This is a genomic window from Lysinibacillus sp. NPDC093712 (genome assembly GCF_050280025.1).
GTDB lineage: Bacteria > Bacillota > Bacilli > Bacillales_A > Planococcaceae > Lysinibacillus.
The window spans coordinates 380,813-401,948 of sequence record NZ_JBNNUU010000001.1 but is presented as its reverse complement, the minus strand read 5'-3'; the positions used below and the strand labels follow the sequence as shown (position 1 = coordinate 401,948).

The window sequence follows — 21,136 nt, the reverse complement described above, 5'->3', positions numbered from 1 at the left end:
GTAAATAGCTGTTAAATTCATTTTTTATTGCGCCACTTAACGAAAAGTAATACGGTGTGATGAAAGCAGATTTTTATTAGCTTTTCATTTCATATTCAGTTCATAAATGCATGCTATAGTAAAGTCACACAAACAATGATTCTATTGTTTACCGTATTCAAGGAGGATAATTATTAATGAATAATACAACAACTAAAGAAGTACCAATAAAAAATTGGCGGCGCTTTGTGGGGCTTGTAAAACAGGCGCAGCCACCAATGCTTTTATTAATAATCGCTTTATGTATGAGTATAGCGACCACTGGCGTAGGATTTATCGTGCCACTGTTCACAAAAAAATTAGTAGATGGCTTTTCGTTACAATCTCTTAATTATTGGCAAATTATTTTACTAGGAATTGCTTTTATAGTGCAAGCCATCGCGAGCGGACTTTCCATTTATTTTTTAAATCGCGTTGGTCATCAGGTTGTGGCAAAATTGAGAGATCAATTATGGCGCAAATTGCTCCATTTACCAATCCCTTATTATGATGATAACGATACTGGTGAGACGTTAAGTCGTGTAACAAATGACACAGCTGTAGTAAAAGAGCTAATAACTGAACATCTTGCAAATTGTTTAACAGGTGTTATTTCAATTGTCGGTTCTGTAATCATTCTATTATTTTTAGATTGGAAAATGACATTAGTTATGCTCATTGCTGTTCCTCTCGCGATGATTATTTTAATGTTATTAGGAAAGCGTATGTTTGTCATTTCAAAAGGTATGCAAGACGAAACTGCTAAATTTACCGCTATTCTCAATCAAGTTTTACCTGAAACACGTTTAGTAAAAGCTTCAAATGCTGAGAATATCGAATATGAACGTGGCAAAAAAGGCATTACTAATCTATTTAATTTCGGTCTGAAAGAAGCAAAAATCCATGCACTTATTTCACCTTTAATTTCATTCGTACTAATGAGCGTGCTTGTAGCAATCATTGGCTATGGCGGTGTTCGTGTTTCATCTGGTGAACTTACAGCTGGTGATATGGTTGCCTTTATTTTATATTTAATTCAAATCATTATGCCGATGACGCAATTAACGATGTTCTTTACCCAGCTACAAAAAGCTATGGGCGCAACAGAACGTATCAGTGCATTACTTGAGCATGAAGAAGAAAACATTTATGAAGGACGACAATTAGATGCAGTACATGAACCAATCCATGTCCAAAATGTAGATTTTGCTTATGGAGAGGAACCAATTTTATCAAACATCAACTTTACAATTGAGCCAGGTAAAGTCACAGCCATTGTCGGGCCAAGTGGCGGAGGAAAGACGACGACTTTTGCGCTGCTAGAACGCTACTATCAACCAACAAATGGCTTGATTACACTTGGCGATACACCGATTGATACATTTTCTCTTCATTCATGGAGAAATCAAATTGGCTATGTCGCACAAGAAAGTGCCCTTCTATCAGGAACGATTCGTGAAAATATTTGTTATGGCATTGCCAGAGATGTTTCAGACGAGGAACTTGAACGAGTGGCAAAAATGGCCTACGCCGATCAATTTATCAATGAACTGCCAGATAAATTTAACACCGAGGTCGGCGAACGAGGAATAAAGCTTTCAGGTGGACAACGACAACGAATTTCGATTGCCAGAGCCTTGTTACGTAATCCTCAAATTTTAATGCTAGATGAAGCGACTTCTAGCCTTGATAGTAATTCAGAAATTTACGTACAAAAAGCACTGGATAATTTAATGCAAGGACGAACAACACTCGTAATCGCCCACCGTCTTTCTACTGTCGTAGATGCCGACCAAATATTATTTATAGAGAAAGGCCATATTACAGGCTGTGGGACACATGATACATTATTTGAAACACACGATATGTATAGAGAGTTTGCTAAACAACAATTGCGCATTAAAGATTAAAGACGAAAGGATTTGTTAGCATGACAAAACTATTAGTTGTGGATGATGATGACCATATTAGAGAATTAGTAAAAGTATTTTTACAAAATGAAGGTTTTGACGTAATTGAAGCATTGGACGGTGTAGATGCACTGTCCAAATTGGATACAGAAAAAATCGACATGGTGATTATGGACATTATGATGCCTAAAATGGACGGTTGGCAATTATGCAAGGAAATCCGGACATTCAACAGTGATTTACCGATTTTGATGCTAACCGCTAAAGGTGAAACAGCACAGAAGGTAAAAGGATTTAACCTAGGGACAGACGATTATTTAGTCAAACCATTTGAGCCTGTCGAATTAATTGTTCGCGTTAAATCCATTTTAAAACGGTATCGTATTGCGCTCTCTCAAACGATTGAAATCGGAAATGTTAAAATGAATCGCCATACATATGAACTATTGTATGACGGTGAAAGCACTACGTTACGTCTAAAAGAATTCGACCTATTATTTACATTAGCAAGTTATGCGGGAAAGACATTTTCCCGTGAACAGCTTATTGAAGAAATTTGGGGATTTGACTATGAAGGCGATGAACGTACCGTAGATGTGCATATTAAAAGGTTGCGTGAACGATTCCCAGAAGAAAAAAGTGGTTTCTCAATCCGTACGATTCGTGGACTTGGCTATCGTTTGGAATTAGCACTATGAAATATTGGAAATTTTTCTTTAAGCTCCTGATGATTTTTATCATGTTTCTGTTCGCGAATATATTATTTGCCTTTATTTCCTTCCACGTAACTTCCTGGCTATTTCAGCGGGTGGACATACATCTTCAAGGTTTTTGGCGACAATTAACTACAGTTCTTGGTGTATTTGTACTATTTGCTTGCACTGCCGCCTGCATTTTTTTAATTGGTTTAAAAAGACAGCACAATTATTGGGATACGATTGTTGATGCCATTGGACGAATGGCTAAAGGAGATTTCAATGTACAGTTAGATAAAATGTCTGATGATGAAAATGATCATTTCGGCCAACTAATTAGTGGGATTAATCATATGGCTGTTGAATTAGGTGAATTAGAACGTATGCGTCAAGAATTTATTTCAAATGTTTCTCATGAAATTCAATCGCCTCTCACATCAATTAATGGTTTTGCAAAGGCATTACAAAATATGGATTTAACTGAAGAGAAACGTCAGCACTATTTAGCCATTATCGAAATGGAAAGTCATCGTCTATCAAAAATCAGTGATAATTTGTTAAAGCTAACGTCATTAGAATCACAGCACCATCCATTTGAACCGAAGTACTATCGACTAGATAAACAGTTGCGTAATGTTGTTTTAGCTCTTGAGCCTAATTGGTTAGAAAAGCAGATTGATATTGATATTCAATTACAAAACATAACGATTATGGCTGATGAGGACTTAATGAACCAAGTGTGGATGAATGTACTCAGTAACAGCATCAAATTTACTCATAATAATGGCCAAATCCGTATTTTGATGACCGCCCAAAATGACACAGTGATGGTGAGCATTCGTGATAACGGCATCGGCTTAACAGATGAGCAACAAAAGCATATTTTTGAACGTTTTTATAAAGCAGATCAATCAAGAATCGCTGCAAACGGAGGTAGCGGACTAGGATTATCCATTGTAAAAAAAATTATTAATATGCATAAAGGTACTATTACTGTCCAAAGCAAACTTGCTGAACATACAAAATTTTTGATAACACTCCCTATAGATAGTGTTGCTACAGCGAAAGAGCATAGGATGTGAAAGTTGTTCACCCCTATGCTCTTGCGCTTCTTCTAATACGCTACTTGTCTAAAATACTGATAAACTTTTGCTAACTTTTTTTGTTGTCCTCCCTTTTTACTTTCCATATTCCCAAATTCAAAAAACTTCACTTGCTTAATTCCAACAAAATTAAACAATGCTTTTCGCATCAATACTTTGTGAGCATTATTCAACCATAATAGCGGATATTTAGTAGGGCCTTTCATTGTCGAAACACAAACGACTGACTTCCCTTTTAAGAGACCATCAGGAAACAATCCCTTTTTATCTCTATAGGCAAAATTGGATGCAAATAATTGATCAATATAACCTAAAAGCATTGCTGGTGGTCTTCCCCACCAAATTGGATAAACAAAAACAATCTTATCTGCCCAAGTTATTTGTTCTCTATATTTCTCTAGTTTTTGATCACGATACATATCACGACGTCGTCTATGTTCATTAAAGTGTAAAATCGGATCAAATTTTTCTTCATATAAATCAACCACTTGTAATTCATTTATGTACGGATTTTCATTGCAACCTTTAACAACTTCCTGCAAAAAAGAATAATTCAAACTTTGATGATTTGGATACGTATAAATAATTAATGTTTTCATAAAGGCCTCCATTGCTTATCATTTGATAAGTAAATAATACGCAATACTTATTTAGTTGTCAAATGATAGTTGTTTTAAGATAAGTTATTTGTTATCTTGTCAATAAGAGGTGAGATATTTGGACAAGAATGCATTATTCAATCAATTTGTTACATTTACAGCAAGCGTCCATCAAGTAACAAATGATTTAACACAAAACATCATTACAGATGCGATTACGCCTGTTCAATATAAAATTTTAGAATATTTAAAAGTAAGCCAACCTGTTACGATTACCGAAATTAGTGATTGTCACCATATGTCGCTACCCAATACAAGCCGCGAGCTAAAAAAACTACAAGAAAAAAAATTTATTGAAAAAATAAGTGATAAAGACGATCGTCGTAAATATTTTGTACGTCTATCAGAGGACGGCGAACAAATGATGAATGAAGCGTTTGCCTGTATTGAAACACGCTTTCAACAGCTCATTCACGATGTTTCTGATGAAGATTTAGAGGAAATAAAGCACGCTTTAAATATTTTGCAGCAGAAGGTTTTTAAACTAGATGATAGGCTTTAATATGCATGAACTTTCCGTTACTAGTTGGGCTAGAATATAAGTGTGACCTCAAATGCAAACTGATTTGAGGTCACCTTTTTTCAAGATTTTTAATAAGTTTAGCTATGTAGATTAATAAACCAATAATTGTTAGTGGAATCGAAATTGCAACTAATGTAGCAAAAAATGCAAATATATCTCCAACAAGTATTTTTGGCATTATTAAAATTCTCTCCTTTTTTAACTTTTGTATATCAAAGAATAAAGAAGCGATGAACTATTTCTCCGTAAAATAATTTTAATTCCCAGTTAATTACTTTGTGCTCTTTGTGATTATTAAAGTATAACTAATCATACTGAAATCGTTAATAAATCTTAATTTAATTGTAGGAAGGCTTGTAATCCATTGCTGACGATTTTAAAAATGACAACCTATTTAACAGAGGAAAAGCCTTCCTTTTTATTGACGATAAATGTATATACCATCTCTTTCATTAAAAAAAGATTTTAGTATATAAATTTACTTAACATTAATAATACGAATTCCATCCCCAGCCAGTTCTATTATTACCCACGTAGAAAGAGAGACTTCTATTAAAGGAGCCTATTTCAAAAATCATGTTAAACTGTGCTGATAATCGAGCTTCATCGTCCCAAGAAGTATTTACTGGTTTAAGTATTCGAAGTGATGGATTAGCATAACTACCCGTTACTGTCCAAACATTGAAGTTTCCAACCCAAGTAATAGAATCATTTCCAAAACGATTTAGGTAGTAGTTAACATAATAGGACATCCCATAAAAAGGTGTACTATTACTAACCTTTACTGACTTACACTCTGTTCCAACTGTTGTTGTTTGGCACCGCCCTTCGCTAATACTTCCAAATGGAGTTATTCTTCCTAATAGCTTTAATTCAGTAATTTGCATTTGGGCTCTAGAACCATCAGGAAATTCATAAGTTGTTGTAGTAGTGTCACCTTCAACCGTTGTATTTGACCTTACAGCATCCTCTAAATTCATTAAATCTGCATCAGCCAATTCACCTTTTTTATACTTTTCAATCAATTGGTCAGCTGTTTTTTCATCGCTTCCCATTTTTAATTGGTTAGCTTTTATTGTCTTTAGTTCATGCTCCGAAAGGGCTGGTTCTCTCGTTTGATTTGAATCTAATGATGCTGCTTTTGCATTATCAGTAACAAATCCAATCCCTGAAAGACCAAGAATAACTACTGATATTAAAAGAATTGAACGAAACTTCATAGTACAGACCTCCCGTATATTTTTATGTTATCTATTACTTTTATCTTATCAAATCATTAAAATTAACAAAAGTTAAAAATAAATAATAATTAAATAATTCAGAAATTGTTCATATTATTTAAATATAGAAACCAGTTTATTTACAATGTAATTCAACAATTGGTTTACATACTTTAAATTTTAAAAAAGATATCACCAATATTCACCTGCCCATGCACTAAAGTTCATTGTTTCACAACGTCTTATCGTTATGCTGCTTGTACAGGAAAGAGTTTGCTTGGATTTATCACATTTATGTAAATGGCAATATACCGTGCTAAGGCGACTAGTTAGAAATAATCCCTAATAATTCGTCACCGATTAGCCCCTCCTTTAATAGTCTAATGATGTATAAAGGAGGTGACTAATGTGGGAGTAGTATTTGAAAAAAATTGGCTTGATCAACATTTACCATCCCTTCCTTTATGGCAACAGAACGCCTTTAAAGACTTTTCTTTAATGATTGCAGATGAAGCAAATACGTTCCCCTGTATTCCTGCTAGAACAGGTTTTTTATCGAATCAATTACGCTTCAGCTTTATCGGAGATCCCCGAGAGCTACAATCAGCGAAAGCGTTAGCTACTTGCTTAAAGGAATATGGATACTGCGCACGATCTGCTGGAAAATATACTTCTCATGCTATTTTTTTCGAAACGCCAAAGGATATGCTTGAAAATTATGAGGTAGAGGATTATAGAGCCCTATTTTGGACATTGCTAAACAACGTTACTACATTTGATGAAAAAGAATGGCCTAGAGAAATTCCCTCCGACCCTTCTGTTCATACATGGGAATTTTGTTTTGATGGGGAGCCTTATTTTGTATTTTGTGCAACACCTGCCCACCAACTTCGAAAAAGTCGACATTTTTCAACATTGCTTATAGCCTTTCAGCCACGCTGGGTGTTTGAAGACATTAATGATACAACTGAGCTTGGCCAAAAATTAAAAAGGCTAATAAGAAAGCGCATCGATCTGTATGACGCAATTCCAGGACATCCAGACTTAAAATGGTATGGGCAAAAGGACAATTATGAATGGAAACAATATTTTTTAAGCGACGATGAGGAGCATAGTCCCTTAACATGTCCATTTTTAAAGGGAAATCTTCAATTAACCTTTCCAAAAGAGAGAAATAATTAAGCGGAGCTATTATTGCTCCGTTTTTTCATAACAATAAATGTCGCTACAGCAATGATGACGATGAAAAGCAGGCTTATGTAAAAACCGAGTCTGCTTGTTTTGTCACCTAATGTACCCGAAACCGTTACAGCTATTAGTAGCATCCCAACAACATTTTTTACATGTTGCCACTTCGTTAATGTCATTAGCTTTGCATACGTCACTAATATAAAAAGCCAATTATAGATTAACATTAACCCAGCTGCCGTTATTAAATATTCAAAAATCTTTTCTGGAATAAGAAAGCCTATCACAATGGTGACGGTTAAACTAACTGTTAGAAAAAGAAATGCAGGTAACGGCACTTTCATTTTCCCTTTTTTCGCTAATATTGATGGCGCATCATGATCTTCTGCTAAAGCCGTTAAAATCGTTACCACTGCGTACAAAGAAGCAACCATTGTGGAAAATCCAGCAATAATTAAAATGCCTGTTATTATATCTGCTACATATGGTAAGTGAAAATCTGCAAGAGCTGTAATGAACGGGCTTTCATTTATTATGAATGTTTCCCATCCCACTAATGCAAGCGCACATACGAGGGCACTTACGTAAATCGTTGTCAGTATGATAATCATCACTTTTCCAGCTTTCGGTGCTTGCTGTGGATCTTTTAAATCAATGACTAAGAGGCCCATCACTTCTATACCGCCAAAAGCAAAAAATGCATACAGTAGACCAAGCCATATCCCATTTATCCCTTCAGAAAAGAAGCCTTGAAAGTTCGCTATTAAAGCATCTACTTGCTTAGGTTCACTATTTATCCCTTTTATTAGTAGGATAACAGCCACTACGATAAACATCACGACAGCAGCTGCCTTCATCGCCCCGAATATATTTTGAAACTTTTCAAAGCCTTTCATTCCAGTAAGTATAATGAGCAAACCAAGTACACCGAAACCAGATGCGGTCATCCATAGCGGTAAGGCAGGAAACCAAAACTGGGTAAAAATCCCCAATGCCATTAATTGACTACCCATTATCAATATTTCCGAAATCAAATATACCCATCCATTACTAAAGCCAGCCCAATTGCCAAATGCTTGTTTAGCATAAGTACGGAAAGATCCTTTATCTGGATTGGCAACAGACATTTTCACAAGTGCATCATAGACAAGGTACGTTCCAATGGCTGCTAATAAAAATGGAATTAAAACAGCAGGCCCGCTTTTAGCAATTGCCATGCTTGTACCTAGAAAAAAACCTGTCCCTAATGTACAACCTACACCTAATAGAGACAACTGCCACCAAGACATTTGGCCTTTGCTTGTTTTTGACTCCATTTCGATCACTCCTCTTACAATTTACGCACCAACGGTAACGTCATACAGCGAATACCACCACCGCCTTTTTCAAGTTCGGTCACTTCAATTTCTACTATATTTTTCTTTTGTAATTTTGGATGGTTTTTAAATTGCTGTTTTGTCGCTTTTTTACTCACTAACAATGTCTCAGGATTTAAATTTAAAAAATTGATATCAGGAATCGTATTATATTTTTCTAGCCAGTAGACATCGAAACCATGTCGATTAAAAAATTGTTCCGTCATATCAAAGCGAGTTGTACTTGCAGTCAAAACATATACAGGAAAATATCGCATAAAGCTTTTCGCAATTACAACATCTTCGTTCGCAACATTACAATTCATATCTAAGTGGAGTGTGTCTGAGCTCCTAGGCAAGTCGATAATGCCAATTTCAGAAAATCCTGCTTCAAATATTCTTTGCTTTGCACGTTCCACACCCTGTTTCGTTGTCCGAACGCCAATATTGATCAGCACTGCATCCTTATTCAGCACCATCACATCCCCAAATTCTAATACATCGCCAGTTTCCTTCGATGCCTGAAAGTTTTTAGGAAACCACTTTTCAAGTAATGCATGAGCATGTCCATATTCAGGGCGTCTAATAGAACTACCTGCTTCACCTGGCAGCATTTGATTGCCAAATACACATGCAAGATCTCGCACAAAATAACGATTAAGAAGTTGTTCGCTTAGCTGCTGTGCTTCTGCTAATAGTTCCGTTGAGTAATCTATTACTTGCACGCCTGCATGCTGTAAAGTGCCCTTCAGCTCCATAAAATTCTCCATTGCGCGTGCATGTAAAACAGGTGCGCTCCATTGCACATTTTCTGCTGTTTTTAAATTCGGCACATCTAAAATAGAAGGTGCACAAAGCATTACAGCCGTAAGCTCTCCATGTTCTGACCAACAACTTGGTTGAAATGAATACATGGTGTTATCTCCCCCTTTTCTTTACTATCACTGTTAGCGTTACCATCAACATTAAGATTATACGAAGCAACATTAACTTAAAAAACACACCATAAACAATGGTGTGTCGAGATTAGACAAACTCATAGAAATAAACTACTGCTGCAGTTGATCTCCGCTACGTGCGGACCCTTTCCGTGGGCATCCCGTTAGCCGCCCTCCGCTCCAATCAACTAATAACGCCTACTAATTAGAATAATTGTGCACCTAGCCATTCTCTAGCGGGATAAGCGATTGAGCGAGCAGTGACGATGAGCCTGAAGCCAAGCCTGCAGAACACGGGCACTCTGATCGATAATCACCGTTTATTGATAAGCCTTAATCTAATCTCTATCTTCAGTCTCAGCACATCATATTCGGTTTGTCTTTACGTAAAATATTCTAATTTAGCATTAGGGAAAAATTTCTTCATGTAACCGTAAAGATGTTCTTTAATGTCTTCCTCTTCCTCTTTTTGATAAATATATTTGCCAATCCCATATTTGCCCCACTTGTACCTTCTAGCTGTTTCATCCAATTCTAATTTCGTCATTGGATAATTTTTTTCAATGACTCTTTTCGCTGGCTTTGTAAAGCGGTGCTGAATAAATTCAAAGGTAATATCATCCCGTACATCTTGTGGTAATTCAGCATCAAGACGCTCAAACATATGATAATAGCCTTCCTCCCAACCTTCATGAAGATAAATCGGTGCGACAATAAAGCCAAGTGGATATCCCGCCCTTGCTACTTTTCCAGCCGCTTCAATGCGCAAGTCTAAAGGAGATGTACCGGGTTCAAAGTTCTTTATGACATAATCCGCATTAACACTAAAACGAAACCTCGTCCTACCATTATGCTTGGCATCTAATAAATGATCGACATAATGGAATTTTGTTACGAATCGCAACAACCCATGTTCACTTTGTCCAAAATGCTCAATGGCTTTCTTTAACGTATGTGTTAAATGATCAATTCCTACAATATCTGAAGTACAAGATGCTTCAAATCGGGTTATTTCAGGAGCTCTTTCTGCCATATAGTGATCTGCAGCCTCAAGAATTTCATCGACATTCACATATGTGCGAATATACGGCTTGCTGCCCATCGTTGTTTGCAAATAACAATAATGACAATGCCCCATACATCCAGTGGCAAACGGAATGGCATATTCTGCTGACGGTTTAGATGTATCAAATTTCAGTGTTTTTCGTATACCAACGACGAGCGTTGACTTGGCTATACGATACTTTTGCAAATCGTTATCACCTGGCAGATTCCGCACCTGATTATGAGATGTCGTATAACGGATTTCCACACCCAGCTTCTCAAATTTCTCTTTCAACTCTTGCCCTAGTGGATAATCGAGCGCATTAGGCTCAAAATAGACCAACTGAGGTGTAAATGGTTTTCTCATCCTCTACCTCCTAATGAAAATACTGATTATACGCTTGCTCAGCATCCATTTCACTACTAAAAATAACAAAGTCATTTGTTAACGGATAGTACGTTTCAAATAGAAAGAGCGCTAATTCATTTGGATTTTCTGGATTATTCACGACTGCCGCCTCCTGTATATTCGCTACATCTTGAATATGCGGATTGCGATAAAAAATATAAACAATATCCCCTGCATTATAAGTTTGCATGTACGTTACCCTCCTAAAGCATTTCAATTAGTTTGGCTTAAGAGGGCGGAAATTATGTTAGAGTTTTGTTAGATTGTGTTCTAATCTCACCACAAAACGAAAAGAATTTTTATCTAATTTGTTTAACAATCCTTCTATAATAGCTAATAGATGAAGCTTAATAAATTCAAGAATTAGTAAATTAAGTATCCATTGTTTATACGGAATCCATATTGTTAAGAGAATACTAGTGGATGATATGACAAAGAGTAATGATCTCAGTTGATAGCCTTTCTATTTCCACTGCAGCAAAGCTGCAAGTCCTGTTAATAGTGCATATGTCTCAATTAATACATACGTAATAATAATCATTGGATCACCCCATTCTTTTTGTCCTTTCACTTTAAAAGATGGAGTTTACTCCATGTCAACAATTATTATTTGAATTTTCATAAAAACTGACCACTATTTTTTTTGCAAAATTGATACTTTTAAATAGGCCAAGCCTTTGCTAAGGTTATCCTAGCATGCAACATTGATTTACAAAGTAAGGTTTTGCGCAACTATACTTTGATATCTATAAAGCAAAATAAGGAAGGTTTTCAACTATGCAAAAAACAATAAGCTATTCACATTCACGAACTTTTGATCTTATTCTATCGGCAATGTTAATTGCACTTGTCTTCGTGGCAACACTCACTTTAAATATTAAACTACCGATTAAAGCCAATGGTGGATTAGTACATCTTGGAACAGGCATGCTTTTTACAGCATCTATTCTTTTTGGTTCTAAAAAAGGAGCCATTGCTGGTGCAATTGGCATGGGTTTATTCGACGTCGTTTCCGGTTGGATGTTGTGGGCACCTATTACATTTGTTGCTCGTGGCTTACAAGGCTATATCGTAGGAAAAATCGCTTGGTCGAACGGACGTAAAGGAAACAGCATTCCCTTCAATCTTTTTGCAATGATTATTTCAGTTCCATTCATGATCGCTGTTTATTACGTTGGTGAAGCTATTTTATATGCTAACTGGATTGCACCATTAACATCTATCCCTGGAGATTTAGTTCAAAATATTCTCGGGATGATTGTAGCCATACCAGTTTGTGTTTTATTGAAAAAAACACCGATTTTTAAATAAATCGTTACCGTAGTTACCGGCTATTCGCTCTGTTCTATCGGCGGTTTCTTCAGTCTTATCGGCTATTCGCGGGCTCCTATCGGCAGTTTCTACTATCCTATCGGCGATTACTATCGCATCACGAAAAAAACACAGTCGCTTTCGCGACTGTGTTTTTTTATTTTGATAGATCTATTTTTTTATTTAATAAGTGAATCGTCACTCCGCCGACAGTCATTGATAATAACTCTCCGACCCCAACCGTAAACCAAGTCGCCCAAAACGGCAAATCATATAGAATGGTTAACTGACCTGCAACGGTAAACATCGATAGTGCAAAAATCAATGCTGTGATGACCATTTTCCGACTATCACTCTTAATATTTTTCGTTACTGATCGACAAAGAATTAATACTAGAAATGTTGCTATACCACCGATAGGTACATCGAGAATCCAAGTCGGTGACATAAAATTCGCTAATATTACGCCTAGTGTTACTGCTACTACATACCTTTTATTGTACAGTGCCAAATAGTTGAACATCTCTGATAGACGTAATTGGACAGCTCCAAAACTAATAACTGACAATACTACAGTGACAGCCACATACAAGGCTGCGACCAGTGCTACCTTTGTAAGTTCCCTTACAGAAGTTCGCGATGAATCTTTAACAATAGATGTATTCAATTTACATTCTCCTTTGTAAAATAGCAATCTGCTATTTTAGTACTAACTACGACCAAAGGAAGAGAGCATGATGCCCTAACTGAAGTGCCGTAGTGTAAGCTATTTTTTGCTTACTTGCGTATTATAGCAGAAGAATGATACATTGAACAACTCTATTTCGCTATCCATCCACCATCAATCGGGATAACAGCTCCGTGCATATAATCAGCTGAATGACTTGCCAAAAAAAGCGTTAAATTCGCAACTTCACTTGGTTGTGCCCAACGACCTGCAGGTGTTTCATCGGCAACCCATTTTGCCATTGCACCATCGCCTTCAAAATCAGCTTTGGTCATCGGAGTTTGAATAGCACCTGGCGCAATGGCATTGGCACGTATTCCCTCACGGCAATAGTCTAAATCTAATTGTTTCGTATAGCCAACAATTGCATGTTTAGATGCTGTATATGCCGCACCACCGCCACCTGCAATTAGCCCTGCAATAGACGCCATATTAACAATGATACCAGCTTTGCGTTTTAACATATGAGGTAATATCGTATTCGTTACAAAAAAAGTTCCTTTTACATTCGTATTCATAATTTTGTCCCAAAGTGCCTCATCAGTATCAAGCGTTTTTGCAAAACCATCTAAAACGCCAGCAGTATTTAGTAAAATATCCACTTCTTTAAACATCGCCAGTACTTTTTCAAATGCTTGCTCTACATCACTTTTCCGATCTACACCACCTACCATAAAAGCAAAGCGTTCTGGGTATTGCTTTTGTAAATTCAATAACCCCTGCTCATCTATATCGAAACCGAAAACATTGGCCCCATTTTCTAAAAATGCAACGGCTTGCGCTTGCCCAATACCTGAGGCAGCACCCGTTATAAAAACTGTCTTGCCAATATATTCTTCAAACTTCATAACATCTCTCCTCTATAAAAAAGCAATCTACTAATAGTAAAAAATCCTGTTACTATGCTTATCCTTTGTTCTATTAGAAGGTTACTTTGACATCAAAAAAATAGCATACTAAGTAACACCTAGCATACTATTTTCATCTTAAACAACGGTCATTTAGTTTACGATTTTCCAATCTTCCGCTAATAAGTCACAGACAGTTGGTGTGAACATCGTATAGCCCTCACCGCGTACATTGATTAAAAAATAGGGATTTAAATTTACTCCGTCATGCTCGCTTTGTCCAACAAGCTTCACATATAATTCAGCACCGCCCCATCCTTCACGGATTACTTTCTCGCCTGCTTTTAAACGCGGTAATACTTCTTCAAATGTCATATATACTCATCCTTTTTCACAATCTTTTCAAACTTTCCTTCCAAAAAAGTATACTGGATAATTATTTTGTTTACAACTATAGCTAGTTCATTTATACTTTTCATTCTAACTACTTTTTTTGCCTTTAATGTGAGTCTCTTGCTATATAAAATAAAATTGTCACAAAAACCAAGGGTGCTAACCCCATTTTAATTCACAATGCTAGATCTTTCTAACGAAAAAAGAACCTTCAATCCAAAATGGATCAAAGGTTCATATTTTTTAATGACTAGTTTTCGTTTAGACGAAGTGCCTGCGCTGTTGAAGCATGGACTTCTTCAAGAAGCTCAGGGTTTTGTAGTAATGAGATACCGTAAGAAGGGATCATTTCTTTTAATTTCGGCTCCCACTCGTTTGCTTGTTGTGGGAAGCATTTTTTGATAACTTCCAGCATAACGTGAACGGCAGTAGACGCACCTGGTGATGCACCTAATAATGCAGCGATTGAACCGTCAGCAGCACTTACTACCTCAGTACCAAATTGCAGTGTTCCTTTACCGCCTGCTTCAGTATCTTTAATAACTTGTACACGTTGACCAGCAACTACAATATCCCAATCCTCACTCTTAGCAGTTGGGATAAACTCACGTAACTCTTCCATACGTTGATCTTTTGATAATAGAAGTTGTTGGATTAGGTATTTTGTTAATGACATTTCTTTAACTCCTGCCGCTAATAAAGTAGTAATATTATGCGGTTTTACAGAAGCAATTAAATCCATGTTTGAACCTGTTTTCAAGAACTTTGGTGAGAAACCAGCGAATGGTCCAAATAATAATGATTTTTTGTTATCGATAAAGCGAGTGTCTAAATGTGGAACAGACATTGGTGGCGCACCAACCGCAGCTTTACCGTATACTTTAGCATGATGTTGTTCAACAATTTCTTGATTTTTACATACCATAAATAATCCACTGATAGGGAATCCACCAATGTGTTTTCCTTCAGGAATGCCTGTTTTTTGTAGTAACTCTAAGCTTCCTCCGCCAGCACCAAGGAAGACGAATTTTGCTGTATGGTACTCCATTTTACAACCATCTTTGTCATGCACTTTTAATTCCCATAAACCGTCTTTCGTACGTTTAATACTTTCGACACTATGGTTGTAGTTGATATCTACATCTTTTTGTTTTAGGTGGTCAAATAAAATACGTGTTAGAGCACCGAAGTTTACGTCTGTACCAGTATCAATTTTTGTTGCAGCAATGGCCTCATTTGCTGGACGGTCTTGCATAATAAGAGGAATCCATTCCATTAGTTTTTCTGGGTCATCAGAAAATTCCATACCTTTGAAAAGAGGATTATTTGACATTGTTTCATAACGTTTTTTCAAATACTCAACATTTTTTTCGCCTCTTACCATACTCATATGTGGTAAAGGCATAATAAAGTCTTGCGGATTTTGGATAAGCTTGTTTTTTACAAGATAAGACCAAAACTGCATCGAAACCTGGAACTGTTCATTAACATTAATTGCTTTGCTAATATCGATAGTACCGTCTGGTTTTTCAGAAGTGTAGTTAAGCTCGCACAGTGCTGCGTGCCCTGTTCCTGCATTATTCCATTCATTAGAGCTTTCCTCACCGGCGTTTGAAAGTTTTTCAAACACAGTAATATTCCAGTCCGGTGCTAATTCTTTGAGCATCGTCCCCAAAGTCGCACTCATAATTCCGGCACCAATTAAGATGACGTCTGATTTAGTTACTCTGTTACTCATTTTTACCATCCTTATATTTTAAGATTTGCAGAAATGATGTAGGTGTCAACTAGTCACACACCTTTTCTGTATCAACTATAAACTTACAATAGTCTATCACAACTAATTAAAGAATAAAATATCTACTACAATATTATAGTAATAAACTAATCAAAAAGTAGTAAAAAATGCGAAGTCAGTCCATAAAGTCATTTGTATATACTAAAACCAAGGCTTTGCCCCCATTGCCAGGGTATTGCTGTGGTTTGCCATTACATATACCAACTCTGCTAAGAGCATTGCGTTTAAAATAAACTCAACTGAATAAATTTTAGTATGCTACTACTAAAATAATTTATCCATCGCTTATTTAAAAAGCCCTAGAACTTTTAGTCTAATAGCCCGTAATCGACTCTATTTTACATGATTCACTAACATTCACAAGGTACCTTTAAACTAATTTTCACTTTTTCGGCAGAATGTTTCATACGGTAAAGTATGTATAGTACGCAAAGGCACATAATTTTTAACCAAAACAATTCCGTTTAATTAATTCTTACAGATCAAAAGGTTTTCAGTCACCTTCCTCCTTAGCTACTGTATACGCTTTCATCAAATCTATCAAGAGTTAAAGCTTCGATTTAATATTTTCCCTCCTTTTTTATAAGCGATTTTTTGTACATTAAAACTATTTGATTTATCTTCATGTTGTTATATAACACCATCTGTACCAAATAAATTTTAACATACAACAATTGAAATTATTAGAATATTTTATTTTTCAGAAAATAAGAGCAGTTTCTTTCTTAGACGTATATTCCCTAAAAAATTCTACTTAAATCAACCTATCATCTTTTTTGTTACCAGATGTGCTTATAATTACGAAAAGGTAGCTCACCAAGATATTAGGTGAACTACCCTTTTAATTTCAGAAATAATGTTTTGAAGCGAATTTTTCAGGCCAATATAATTTAGTTAACACAATGTAATACAGATACAAAACTTATAGCAAAAAGGCAACAGTTTGTTTTACTAATTTTATTTCATTAGTCTGATAGGATTTCAACATTTTCTGCAACTTGCTTTTGATCAGTAGAATGTGGCTGCTCAATTAAATCAAAGGACACTTTTTGACCTTGTTTAAGAAATCTATAGCCATCTGGAAATTTTTCATTATTCGGTAAAATGGAGCTAAAATGGACAAAAACGTAATTCCCATCCTCACCGTTTAGCATAATACGACCATAGCCCTTTTCTTCTTTATACCATTTAACAATTCCCTCTCGTTTCATATTATCAACCACCTATTTATAAATTTTCTATTCTACAATAAATAATGAGCTAGTAAAACATTTTTTCAAAAATCGGAAAGCTCATTAGAGGGATGGAAATAAGAGCTTTGAATACACATAAATTTCACCACCTATTTATAAAGAGAATTCCCTAAAGTCGCTAAATCGGTTAATGGTAGCTGTTTTACAATTTCATAACCGTTACCTTCACCTTTAGGCTTCACAATGACCGTTCCCATATTAGGAATTTTGCCTAAACCTATCCCATTTGGAAAACTATGCGCTATAATCACTTGATTTGTCCCAAAAGGCGGTGTCTTTTCTAATTGAGATTGGACATTTTTTAGAATTTGCTGTTGTTCTCTAGCTGATATGTCCCCTCCTAGTTTATTAATTTCAAACCAAAAAGGGTCGATTTGAATATACATTGTTGGAAATGCTAACTGCGCTGTCTCAATTGTTCTACACAATGGGCTTGCAATAATAGGTGAATTAATCGGGATTTGCCAATAACGAAGCATTTGTCCATAGTAAACAGCTTCTCTCCGACCGTAGTCAGACAAATTACGTTGGGTATAGCAATATTGAAAATTAAAATATGGCTGATCTTCACCGACTATTGCTTCCCCATGTCTAACATATAAAATGAAGCCACCAGCTCGCAGTAAATCAAGAATTGACTGTTCCATATCTTTCTTTGCCCCCTTATCCTACCTTAAAGATTTACTGTTAATGTATGACTTACATTGTGCATAAAATGATGATGCGCATAACACGTGAACTTACTCCAAAACCAAAAGCCCCCTACATTATATAGGGAGCTGTCTGCTTATTTTTATAAAAACCTTATCACGATTTTAAATCCTGTAAACACAAATCGAGTTGCTTAAACGAACAATTACACTAAGACTCTGATGTTCATGGTGCTTTCTTATTGCAGTGCATACATGCACTTATCGCCCCGCACTATTTCACTTTAGAGGAATGATTACAGTCGCTGTCGTTTCTAGTTCGGCTGTCGTTTGAATAGAGATGTTTCCATTATATTTTTTGACAACCTCTTTTACGATAAATAATCCTTGCCCTCTTATTTTATCGAATTCAGGTTTTTTTGTTGTAAACCCTTGTTTAAATATTTGATCTGGCTCAGATATTGTCGGTCCTGTATTAATAATTTCAAAGACATATTTCGTTTCATCCGCATGACAACAAATTGACATTTTACGTTCACTCTCTGGCAATTCAGTTGTGGCATCAATAGCGTTATCAATTAAATTTGATAATAACTTAATTAAATCTGTTGTTTTAATATTAATAAAAGCATCCTGTGAGACAGATATATCCATCTCAATATTATGATTTTGAGCTGCAAGTTTTTTCGTTTGCAACAAGATTGAAAGCCCAGGATGATTTATATTTAATTTTAGTGATTTAATTGCCTGCACATCTTTAGATAATGATAATAAATATTGTTGTGCTTGTTCTTGCTCCCCTAGTTGCAGTAGCCCATGTAACACTTGTATATGGTTGGTAAAATCATGTCTTAATGAAGATACAGAGGTAATTAACGCTTTAATTTCAGCTTGATATGTATCTTCAGTTACCCCCACTTCTTTTGTCACTTCTTTTTGATACCATCTCTGTAAAAAGAAGAAAGAAGCAATAACGATTAAAATAAATAGTCCATTATAAATAAACATGAGTAAATTATTTTCTAGAACTTTTCCTTTAATGCCATTAACTTTGTCAGCACCAATATCAATACCAAGGTAGCCAATAATTTGTCCATTTTCATTCTTAATAGGTGCTCCCACAGAAAGATAATCACCATGGTCAGGATCCTCAATTACATTCGTAACATAAGTTAACCCTCGATAAGCTAGTTTGATTTGCTTCTCAGGCACAGTACAAATTTGTCCTATTTCAAACCCTTCTGTGTAGCTATCAGGTACACCAGCAATCAACGCTTTTGATATTTGAGGATTATCAATTTCTAATGTATACACAAATAAGGCGCCCAGTTTTTCTCTTGCATCATTTAAATAGGTTCTTAATTCCCAATAATCTTCACTTTCCACAGGATTATTTAAAAATTGCTGATACTGTTTGACATCAAGTGATGATGCAATGGATATAGCCGCTTCCAGACTTTGGTTAGCGATTGACTCTTCTACAGTTTTTTTCATCTTCACATAAGAAGTGACAACATTTAAACTTGTGAACAATGACAATAATACTGTCGCTAATACTAATATTAGTTTAATTTTACGTTTTTTCATACAAACTGGTACTTCCTCATCTATTGTATTAAATATTTAAAATATGTCTATTTACTATTGTAACAATTAATTTTTATGATAACCGCAATAATATTATACTATAGTAATTTTCATTTTTTCATGTTTGTTTTAAAAAAAACCCTTTGAAATATAACTTATATCCAAAGTTTATTTTGTATAACAATTTTAAATTGTTATATAAAATAAAATAATTTCATTTTCTTTCGAAAAGCGAAATAGCAACAAAAGGAAAGGAGAACAGCCCAACAAAAGTTATGCCATTCTCCCTATTATCTATTAAATTATAAACCAAGCATGACGAATTAGATAGCCTGAAGTATTTTTCCTTTTATAGTTGTCGGAAGAATAAGCTCACCTCTTATAAATTGATGCATGGAAAACGTAAGTGGCTCACTATTCTCCCCTATACCCACAATGACTTCTAATTGATTTGGTGAGTATACCACAGTGTGTAATGTGCCAAAGTATTCTTTATATTGTTTAAAAAATAGTGGTGAATCTCCATCATTAAAATACTGAAAAGCAGACATAGCAGTCGTACATGCGTTTGCAACAAAATGATTTATATAACGCTTGCGTTGTATTGAATTATCAATAGATGCTTTATTTTTCTCTTTCAATTCTTGTGATTCAAAATGATTAGTACACATAAATGAATGTTTTTCAAAAACAATTTGCTCCGTTGGTGTAGCCTCTACCACAACTACTTTTCCACTTTGATCAATCATCGAGTAGTTGTAGCAATAACGATGTGGGATTTTTTTTAATTGTAAAACGGCTTCTTCAATATTTTTACACCGCTCCAGTAATATTCGGACAATCGTTGACGCAAGAAAGCCATCTCCTTCCCATTCATTATTAACGAAATGAAGTCCTACAACTAATCCTTTTTCATTCATTCCATCTAGCCTGCCAATTATTTGCTGGCTAAAGCCAATACTTGCATACCCTTCTGATGGATTAGAAAAAACGAGTCTTGCATCATATAAAGCAGGGCTAAAATCATAATTTCTCACATAATGCCCATCATGCACAAACGACGTACATCCCATATCTGGAAATGTCATATTATAACCACTATACATTTTTATAACGGATTCATATGACTGTTCTAAACCAGAAGCTAACCCTTTTATCTCTTGTAAAAGATTCGGCGAAACATACTGTAATGCTTCTTGAGCCTCTTGAGCATTACAAGTAGCTGATAAGGCAAGGAGCAGTTCATCTTGTACTAAATGAGCAGATGATTGTATTTCCTTACTTTGTTGAAAACCCACGTCATAAGCATCTCCCATTAATGAAACAACGCTCACTACTAAATCTTCGTATTTTTTCATTTCCATTCCTCCTATACTCCAATCGAATGTTACTATTATCGTAATCCTTCAAGTAACTGGAAGGTCAAGGAGCATCTCTACAAAAAAAAATGCTAAAAAAAGAAGTCATCTTCCATATAGGAAGACGACTTTCAAAGTGACCAAATCAT

21 protein-coding genes are annotated in these 21,136 nt (G+C 35.6%); 6 read left to right on the top strand and 15 right to left on the bottom strand.

Features of this window, described 5'->3' with window-relative positions; translation table 11 throughout:
• Window positions 1-176: 176 nt before the first annotated feature.
• Genes ACQKNX_RS02005 through ACQKNX_RS01995 form a run of 3 tightly spaced genes read left to right on the top strand, consistent with a single transcriptional unit; the run spans window position 177 to window position 3,705 of the window.
• On the top strand, window positions 177-1,928 hold the full coding sequence (locus ACQKNX_RS02005; RefSeq protein WP_427427330.1) for an ABC transporter ATP-binding protein: 1,752 nt from the start codon (window positions 177-179) through the stop codon (window positions 1,926-1,928).
• A gap of 20 nt (window positions 1,929-1,948) precedes the next feature.
• Complete coding sequence (locus ACQKNX_RS02000; protein ID WP_427427329.1) at window positions 1,949-2,626, top strand: response regulator transcription factor; 678 nt, start codon at window positions 1,949-1,951, stop codon at window positions 2,624-2,626.
• Complete coding sequence (locus ACQKNX_RS01995) at window positions 2,623-3,705, top strand: HAMP domain-containing sensor histidine kinase (protein WP_427427328.1); 1,083 nt, start codon at window positions 2,623-2,625, stop codon at window positions 3,703-3,705. Before ACQKNX_RS02000 ends, ACQKNX_RS01995 begins: the two co-directional genes overlap by 4 nt.
• A gap of 32 nt (window positions 3,706-3,737) precedes the next feature.
• Here the strand turns inward: ACQKNX_RS01995 and ACQKNX_RS01990 are convergent, their stop codons facing one another.
• Window positions 3,738-4,325 (bottom strand): NAD(P)H-dependent oxidoreductase, encoded by a 588-nt coding sequence (locus tag ACQKNX_RS01990; protein ID WP_427427327.1) that lies wholly within the window; start codon window positions 4,323-4,325, stop codon window positions 3,738-3,740.
• 118 nt (window positions 4,326-4,443) lie between these two features.
• Between ACQKNX_RS01990 and ACQKNX_RS01985 the strand changes: the two genes are divergently transcribed.
• The gene (locus ACQKNX_RS01985) at window positions 4,444-4,887 is read left to right on the top strand and encodes a MarR family winged helix-turn-helix transcriptional regulator (protein WP_427427326.1); all 444 of its coding nucleotides are present in this window, start codon (window positions 4,444-4,446) and stop codon (window positions 4,885-4,887) included.
• Window positions 4,888-4,957: 70 nt separating this feature from the next.
• Here the strand turns inward: ACQKNX_RS01985 and ACQKNX_RS01980 are convergent, their stop codons facing one another.
• Together ACQKNX_RS01980 and ACQKNX_RS01975 are read right to left on the bottom strand one after the other, a co-directional pair.
• A complete protein-coding gene (locus tag ACQKNX_RS01980; protein ID WP_427427325.1) occupies window positions 4,958-5,086 on the bottom strand; it encodes a hypothetical protein in 129 nt (42 codons plus the stop codon).
• A 310-nt stretch (window positions 5,087-5,396) separates the two neighbouring features.
• Window positions 5,397-6,128, bottom strand: coding sequence for a hypothetical protein (locus ACQKNX_RS01975; protein WP_427427324.1), 732 nt, complete (start codon window positions 6,126-6,128; stop codon window positions 5,397-5,399).
• A 408-nt stretch (window positions 6,129-6,536) separates the two neighbouring features.
• Here ACQKNX_RS01975 and ACQKNX_RS01970 point away from each other — a divergent pair, with 408 nt between their 5' ends.
• Window positions 6,537-7,310, top strand: coding sequence for a YqcI/YcgG family protein (locus ACQKNX_RS01970; protein ID WP_427427323.1), 774 nt, complete (start codon window positions 6,537-6,539; stop codon window positions 7,308-7,310).
• On the opposite strand, the gene ACQKNX_RS01965 is transcribed toward ACQKNX_RS01970, so the two are convergent.
• The 4 genes from ACQKNX_RS01965 to ACQKNX_RS01950 all read right to left on the bottom strand — a co-directional run bounded on the left by ACQKNX_RS01965 (window position 7,307) and on the right by ACQKNX_RS01950 (window position 11,252).
• Window positions 7,307-8,632, bottom strand: a complete 1,326-nt coding sequence (locus tag ACQKNX_RS01965; protein ID WP_427427322.1) for an amino acid permease — start codon at window positions 8,630-8,632, stop codon at window positions 7,307-7,309. The two genes, ACQKNX_RS01970 and ACQKNX_RS01965, sit on opposite strands and share 4 nt — an antisense overlap.
• A gap of 14 nt (window positions 8,633-8,646) precedes the next feature.
• On the bottom strand, window positions 8,647-9,585 hold the full coding sequence (locus tag ACQKNX_RS01960; RefSeq protein ID WP_427427321.1) for an arginine deiminase family protein: 939 nt from the start codon (window positions 9,583-9,585) through the stop codon (window positions 8,647-8,649).
• 406 nt (window positions 9,586-9,991) lie between these two features.
• Window positions 9,992-11,020 carry a spore photoproduct lyase gene (gene splB / locus ACQKNX_RS01955; protein ID WP_340825103.1) on the bottom strand — a complete coding sequence of 343 codons (1,029 nt, stop codon included), beginning with the start codon at window positions 11,018-11,020 and terminating at the stop codon, window positions 9,992-9,994.
• 10 nt (window positions 11,021-11,030) lie between these two features.
• Window positions 11,031-11,252, bottom strand: a complete 222-nt coding sequence (locus ACQKNX_RS01950; RefSeq protein WP_427427320.1) for a transcriptional regulator SplA domain-containing protein — start codon at window positions 11,250-11,252, stop codon at window positions 11,031-11,033.
• A 587-nt stretch (window positions 11,253-11,839) separates the two neighbouring features.
• Here ACQKNX_RS01950 and ACQKNX_RS01945 point away from each other — a divergent pair.
• Complete coding sequence (locus tag ACQKNX_RS01945; protein ID WP_427427319.1) at window positions 11,840-12,373, top strand: ECF transporter S component; 534 nt, start codon at window positions 11,840-11,842, stop codon at window positions 12,371-12,373.
• Window positions 12,374-12,530: 157 nt separating this feature from the next.
• On the opposite strand, the gene ACQKNX_RS01940 is transcribed toward ACQKNX_RS01945, so the two are convergent.
• The 8 genes from ACQKNX_RS01940 to ACQKNX_RS01905 form a co-directional block, all read right to left on the bottom strand.
• Window positions 12,531-13,040: a QueT transporter family protein gene (locus ACQKNX_RS01940; protein WP_427427318.1), complete on the bottom strand. Its 510-nt coding sequence runs from the start codon at window positions 13,038-13,040 to the stop codon at window positions 12,531-12,533.
• A gap of 152 nt (window positions 13,041-13,192) precedes the next feature.
• Window positions 13,193-13,948 (bottom strand): 3-oxoacyl-ACP reductase, encoded by a 756-nt coding sequence (locus tag ACQKNX_RS01935; RefSeq protein ID WP_427427317.1) that lies wholly within the window; start codon window positions 13,946-13,948, stop codon window positions 13,193-13,195.
• A 153-nt stretch (window positions 13,949-14,101) separates the two neighbouring features.
• Complete coding sequence (locus ACQKNX_RS01930) at window positions 14,102-14,323, bottom strand: DUF2829 domain-containing protein (protein ID WP_340825109.1); 222 nt, start codon at window positions 14,321-14,323, stop codon at window positions 14,102-14,104.
• A gap of 268 nt (window positions 14,324-14,591) precedes the next feature.
• Window positions 14,592-16,079 carry a malate:quinone oxidoreductase gene (locus tag ACQKNX_RS01925; protein WP_427427316.1) on the bottom strand — a complete coding sequence of 496 codons (1,488 nt, stop codon included), beginning with the start codon at window positions 16,077-16,079 and terminating at the stop codon, window positions 14,592-14,594.
• Between the two features lie 1,025 nt (window positions 16,080-17,104).
• Window positions 17,105-17,350: a cold-shock protein gene (locus tag ACQKNX_RS01920; RefSeq protein WP_427427315.1), complete on the bottom strand. Its 246-nt coding sequence runs from the start codon at window positions 17,348-17,350 to the stop codon at window positions 17,105-17,107.
• A 131-nt stretch (window positions 17,351-17,481) separates the two neighbouring features.
• The gene (locus tag ACQKNX_RS01915; RefSeq protein ID WP_427427314.1) at window positions 17,482-18,039 is read right to left on the bottom strand and encodes a histidine phosphatase family protein; all 558 of its coding nucleotides are present in this window, start codon (window positions 18,037-18,039) and stop codon (window positions 17,482-17,484) included.
• A 282-nt stretch (window positions 18,040-18,321) separates the two neighbouring features.
• Window positions 18,322-19,629 carry a GHKL domain-containing protein gene (locus ACQKNX_RS01910; protein ID WP_427427313.1) on the bottom strand — a complete coding sequence of 436 codons (1,308 nt, stop codon included), beginning with the start codon at window positions 19,627-19,629 and terminating at the stop codon, window positions 18,322-18,324.
• Window positions 19,630-19,952: 323 nt separating this feature from the next.
• The gene (locus ACQKNX_RS01905; RefSeq protein WP_427427312.1) at window positions 19,953-20,987 is read right to left on the bottom strand and encodes a C45 family autoproteolytic acyltransferase/hydolase; all 1,035 of its coding nucleotides are present in this window, start codon (window positions 20,985-20,987) and stop codon (window positions 19,953-19,955) included.
• Between the last annotated feature and the right edge of the window lie 149 nt (window positions 20,988-21,136).